At 65.7% G+C, this 6,466-nt stretch carries 1 pseudogene; it reads left to right on the top strand.

What is annotated here, in order from left to right:
• A pseudogene (locus tag AB4Z47_RS30365) lies at nucleotides 1-6,466 on the top strand (amino acid adenylation domain-containing protein); the annotation flags it as partial.

A 6,466-nucleotide genomic window follows, 5' to 3' on the forward strand; every position in this document is an offset into this window, starting at 1 on the left:
CGTTGTTCCAGGTGGCGTTGTCGTTCGAGAATCTGCCCGAGAGCAGCTTCGAGCTGCCGGGGTTGCGGGTCGGTGCGGTCGATTTCGATGTCGATACCGCGAAGTTCGATCTGTCGCTGACGATGCGGGAAGCGGGGGACAACCCCGACGACGCAGGCATGTACGCGGAATTCTCCTTCGCGCGTGACCTGTTCGACGAGGACACCGTGCGAGTGTTCGCCGAGCGATTCACCAGACTGCTGCACGCGATCACGACCCGACCGGAACAACCGGTCGGCGACGTGCAGCTGCTGGACACGGCGGAGTACGAACTGCTCACGCACATGCACGGCGAGGACGTGATGGCCACCGGTCTGCTGCCGGACCTGCTCGCGCGCGGCGCGCAGCTGGACCCAGAGCAGATCGCGGTCCGCTACCAGGGCAGGTCGATCACCTACCGGGAACTCGACGAGTACTCCTCGCGCCTGGCGCGGGTGCTCATCGCGCGCGGTGTCGGGCCCGAAGGCATGGTGGCGCTGTCGTTCCCGCGCTCCTACGAGATGGTCGCCGCGTTCTGGGCGGTGGCGAAGGCAGGCGGCGCGCATGTGCCGATCGACCCGACCTATCCCGAAGACCGTAAGCGGCACATGGTCAACGACTCCGGCGCGGTCATCGGCATTACCGCGACCGAGTACGTGGACCGGCTGCCGCGCAGCGTCGAGTGGCTACGGATGGACGATCCGGAGTTCGGCGAGCTGGTCGAGAGCCAGTCCGCCGAGCCTGTGACGGACGCGGACCGGACTTCCGCGCTGTCCATGCGGCACCCGGTGTATGTCATCTACACCTCGGGTTCGACAGGTATGCCCAAGGGCGTCACCGTGACCCACGCCGGTATGGGCGGTCTGGCCGGTGTCGCGACCGACCTGTACCAGCTCGAGTCGCACCACCGCTTCCTGCACATCTGCTCGCCGAGCTTCGACCCGTCGGTGCTCGAATGGCTTTGTGCCGCCTACACCGGTGCCACGCTGGTGATCGTGCCGTCGACCATCATCGGCGGCTCGGAGCTGGCCGAGCTGCTGCGCACCGAGCGGGTGACGCACACGATCATCACCCCCGCGGTGCTCGGCACCGTCGATCCCGCAGGCATCGAGGCGCTCGAGGTCGCTTCCGTCGGTGGTGACGTCACTACGCCGGAACTGCTGGCCAAGTGGGCGCCGGGCCGTAAGTACTTCAATGCATACGGCCCCACCGAGACGACGATCATCTCGTCGTACGCCAACCTCACCCCTGGCAGGCACATCACCATCGGACGTCCGGTGCTCGGCATGTCGGCCCTGGTGCTGGACAACCGGCTCAACCCGGTGCCGCCGGGCGTCGCGGGCGAGCTGTACCTGGCGGGTGGCGCGCTGGCGCGCGGCTACCACAACCGCCCCGACCTCACCGCCGAACGGTTCGTCGCCAACCCGTGGAGCAACGAGGGCGCGCGGATGTACCGCACTGGTGACGTGGTGCGCTGGTTTGCCGAACCCGGTGAGCGGGAGGGCAACGCCGCGGTGTCGTCGGTGCGGTGGGAGCTGGACTACGTCGGCCGCTCGGACTTCCAGGTGAAGATCCGCGGCTTCCGCATCGAGCTCGGCGAAATCGACGCCGTGCTCGGCAAGCACGAGGACGTCGAGTACGCGATCACGCTCGGCCGCCAGACCGCCGCGGGCGCGACGATTCTCGTCTCCTACGTGCTGGCAGCACCCGGCCGCGAGGTCGACACGGCGCGGCTGACGGAGTACGCGTCGCGCAGCCTGCCGCCGCACATGGTGCCCACGGCCATCATGGTGATCGACGAGATCCCGCTGACTCCGGTCGGCAAGCTGGATCGCGAGGCGCTGCCCTCGCCGGTGTTCGAGGCGAAGGTGTTTCGCGCGCCGTCCACGCCGATAGAGGAGATCGTCGCAGGCACCTTCATGGACGTGCTCGGCGTCACCCGGCTCGGCTTGGACGACAACTTCTTCGAACTCGGCGGCAACTCCCTGCTGGCCACCCAGGTGACCTCGCGCCTCAGCGCGGCGCTGGACACCCAGCTGGCGGTCCGTGATCTGTTCGATGCCTCGACGGTGTTCGAGCTGGCCGCTCGGGTCGAACGCAACGCCGGATCCGGCAGGGCACGGCCGCGGCTCGTCGCGGGCGAACGACCGGAACGCGTTCCGCTCTCGTTGGCACAGCAGCGGTACTGGTTCCTCAACCAGTTCGACACCAGCACTTCCGCGGTGGACAACATTCCGCTCGCGGTGCGCTTGTCGGGTGCACTCGATGTGGCCGCGCTCGGCCAGGCGATCGGTGATGTCTTCGCCCGCCACGAGTTGCTGCGCACCACCTACCCGCGCTCGGTCGATGGTCCGCACCAGGTGATTCACCCGGTGGCGGAGATTGTGCCCGTGCTCGTCCCGGTCGAGGTGGCCGAGGCGGATCTGCTGCAGACGCTGATCGAGTTCGCCCGCATCTCCTTCGATGTCACCGTCGAGGTGCCGCTGTCGGTGGCGCTGTTCCGCATCATCCCGGAGGAGCATGGGACGGAATCCGAAACCGTCGAGCATGTGGTCGCCTTCTCCGTGTACCACATTGCCAGCGACGGGGCGTCCACGGGTCCGCTGGCCCGCGATGTGATGGCGGCCTACTTGGCCCGGGTGAACGGCGAGGTTCCGCGGTGGGAGCCGCTGCCGGTGCAGTACGCCGATTTCGCGGTGTGGCAGCGTGCGGTGCTCGGTTCCGAAGAAGACCCGGAGTCGTTGGCCGCCCAGCAGGTTGCCTACTGGAAGACCACACTGGCCGGTCTGCCGGAACAGCTGGAGCTTCCTACGGACCGGCCGCGTCCGCCCGCGCAGTCATTCCAGGGTAAGGCGATTCGCTTCGAGATCTCGCCGGACCGGCATAAGCGCCTGCAGGAACTGGCGCGGGCCAACAATGCATCGTTGTTCATGGTGGTGCACGCGGCGTTGGCGGTGCTGCTTGCCCGGTTGTCCGGGACCGACGACATTGCGGTGGGTACCCCGATCGCCGGTCGTGGTGAGCGCGAACTCGATGACCTGATCGGTATGTTCGTCAATACCTTGGTGTTCCGCACCAAGGTTGATGGTGATATGCGATTCAGCGAGTTGCTTGCAGGTGTGCGGGAGCGGGATCTGGAGGGCTTCGCGCATGCGGATGTGCCTTTCGAGCGTCTTGTCGAGGTGCTCAATCCGGTGCGCTCCACCGCGCGCAACCCGCTGTTCCAGGTGAGTCTGTTGTTCCAGAATTACGCCGAGACGACGTTCGAGCTGCCCGGATTGACCGCCAGTCCAGTCGATTTCGATATGCAACTGGCCAAGACCGATCTGGAAGTGACCCTGTACGACCGGTACGCCGAAGACGGTACACCCGCGGAGATCCTCACCGAGTTCGCCTACGCCATTGATCTGTTCGATGAGGCGACTGTGCAGGGGTTCGCGGACCGGTTCGTCATGGTGCTGGATGCCATCATCGCCGACGTCGCGGTGCCGGTCGGTGAGATCGATCTGCTGGCGCCCGCTGAGCGGGACCGGATCCTGCACGAATGGAACGACACGGGCTACCCGGTCGGTTCCGAGTTGCTGCTGGATGGGTACCGGCGTGCGGTAGCCACATCTCCGGATGCTGTGGCGGTGGTGTTCGAGGGTGTCGAACTGACCTACCGCGAGTTGCCGAACCTGTGTGTGTAGTGACAACGACAGTGGATGCAGTGCCGGTGCCGGAGGGTATGGCGGTACTGCATATGGATGCGGTGGATCTGAACGGGTTCTCCGGTGCCCCGGTCCGCAGCGAGGAGTTGTTGCGCCCGGTGTCGCTGGCGAATCCGGCGTATGTGATCTTCACCTCCGGGTCGACTGGCCGGCCCAAGGGCGTCGCGGTGTCACATGCGGCAATCAACAACCAGATCGAGTGGATGCTGGCGCAGTACCCGCTGGGCCCGGGTGATGTGTATCTGCAGAAGACCGCGACGACATTCGATGTGTCGTTGTGGGGTTACTTCATGCCGTTGCGGGCGGGCGCGAAGTTGGTTGTCGCGACGCATGATGGTCATCGGGATCCGGTATACGTCGCGGAAACCATTGCCGCGCAGCGGGTGACGGTGACCGATTTCGTGCCGTCGATGTTGGCGGTGTTCGCCGCGCACGTGGCAGCGGGGTCATTGCCGACGCTGCGGGATGTCTTCGTGATCGGTGAGGCGTTGCCCCCGGAGACGGTGGCGGCGTGGCAGAGCGTGTCGGACGCAGGGCTGCACAACCTGTACGGGCCGACCGAGGCCGCGGTATCGGTGACGTACTGGCCCGCAGATGAGCGCGACGAGCGGACGGTGCCGATCGGCGTGCCGCAGTGGAACACCCAGGTGTTCGTGCTGGATTCGCGCCTGCGGCCGGTCCCGGCCGGTGTCGCCGGCGAACTGTATCTAGCCGGTGACCAGTTGGCGCGTGGTTACGTGGCGCGACCGGATTTGACGGCGGATCGGTTTGTGGCGAGTCCGTTCGCGCTCGGTGAGCGCATGTATCGCACCGGTGACCTCGTGGTGTGGCGTGAGCCGGTCGCGGATCTTCCGCACCGGTTGGAGTACATCGGGCGCACCGACTTCCAGGTGAAGTTCCGCGGTCAGCGGATCGAGTTGGGGGAGATCGAGGCGGCGTTGCTGGCCCAGCCGGTGGTGAGCCAGGCGGTGGCGTTGGTGGTGCCTTCGTCACTGGGTGACCAGTTGGTCGCCTACGTGGTCGCTGCGCCCGGGCAATCGATCGAGCAGACCGAATTGCTGGCGGCGGTCGCCGGGACGTTACCGGCGTACATGGTGCCGGCGGCGGTTGTCGTGTTGGATGCGTTGCCGCTGAATACCAGTGGCAAGCTGGATCGGAAGGCGTTGCCTGCGCCGGAGTTCGCAGCGAAGGTGTTCCGTGCTCCCTCGACACCGGTCGAGGAGATCGTGGCGGGTGTGTTCGCCGACGTGCTCGGAATCGAGCGAGTCGGCGTCGACGACGACTTCTTCGCACTGGGCGGCAACTCACTGATCGCCACCCAGGTCGGTCCGATTGACCGGCTCCTTGGATGTTTCGGCGTTGCGTGCGGCGATCGCGGATTTGGTAGGCAGGCATGAGGTTCTGCGTACGGTGTATCCGGCGGTTGACGGGGACCCGGTGCAGGTGATTTTGTCGCCGACTCAGGCGGCGTTGTCGCTGATGGTGCGGTCCATCGCTGCTGTGGATGTCGAGTCCGCTGTGGTGGGCTTGGTTTCGGCGCAGTTCGATGTCACTGGTGAGGTGCCGGTGCGGGTCGCGTTGTTCGAGATCGGAGACGCCGGGGCGGTTCCGGAGTATGTGATCGCGATGGTGGTGCACCACATCGCCGGTGACGGCTGGTCGGTCGGTCCGCTGGTGCGGGATCTGATGACTGCCTATGTGGCACGGTCTTCGGGCGAGTCGCCGAGCTGGGCTCCGCTCGAGGTGCAGTACGCCGATTACAGTGTTTGGCAGCGTGAATTGCTGGGCCGCGAGGACGATCCGGGCTCGATGATGTCGGATCAGCTCGCCTACTGGCGGACGGCGCTGGCAGATTTGCCGGAACAGTTGGATCTGCCGGCGGATCGGCCGCGTCCGGCGATGCAGTCCTTCGCCGGTGGCACCGTGGAGGTGGGTATCGATGCCGATACCCACCGTGGGCTGATCGAGGTCGCGCAGTCCGAGGGCGCGACGCTGTTCATGGTCGTGCACACGGCGCTGGCGGTGTTGTTGGCTCGACTGTCGGGCACTGATGACATCGCGATCGGCACGCCGATGGCGGGCCGGGGTGAGGCCGCGCTCAACGATCTGATCGGGACCTTCGTGAACACGCTGGTGTTCCGTAGTCGTGTGGATGTGGGTGAGGCGTTCACGGATCTGCTCGCGCGTCAGCGTGAGATCGATATCCAGGCGTTCGCGCATGCGGATGTGCCGTTCGAGCGGTTGGTCGAGGTGCTGAACCCGGCGCGTTCGACGGCGCGGCATCCGCTGTTCCAGGTGGGTCTGTCGTTCCAGAACCTCGCGGTGACCACGCTGGAACTGCCAGGGTTGACGGTGTCGGGAGTGGACTTCGACACCCAGATCTCGCAGTTCGACCTGCATCTGGTCCTCGCCGATCGGTACGACGAGTCGGGGGCGCCTACCGGCATCGCCGGTATGTTCACCTACGCCACCGATTTGTTCGACCGCGCCACCGTTGAGGGATTTGCGCAACGGTTCACTCGTTTGCTGGGTGAAATCCTCACCGCACCCCACACCCTGGTCGGTGATCTGGAATTACTGAACACCGTCGAGCGGGACCGGATCCTGCACGAATGGAACGACACGGGCTACCCGGTCGGTTCCGAGTTGCTGCTGGATGGGTACCGGCGTGCGGTAGCCACATCTCCGGATGCTGTGGCGGTGGTGTTCGAGGGTGTCGAACTGACCTACCGCGAGTT

The sequence above is a fragment of the Nocardia sp. 2TAF39 genome (genome assembly GCF_052114905.1).
GTDB lineage: Bacteria > Actinomycetota > Actinomycetes > Mycobacteriales > Mycobacteriaceae > Nocardia.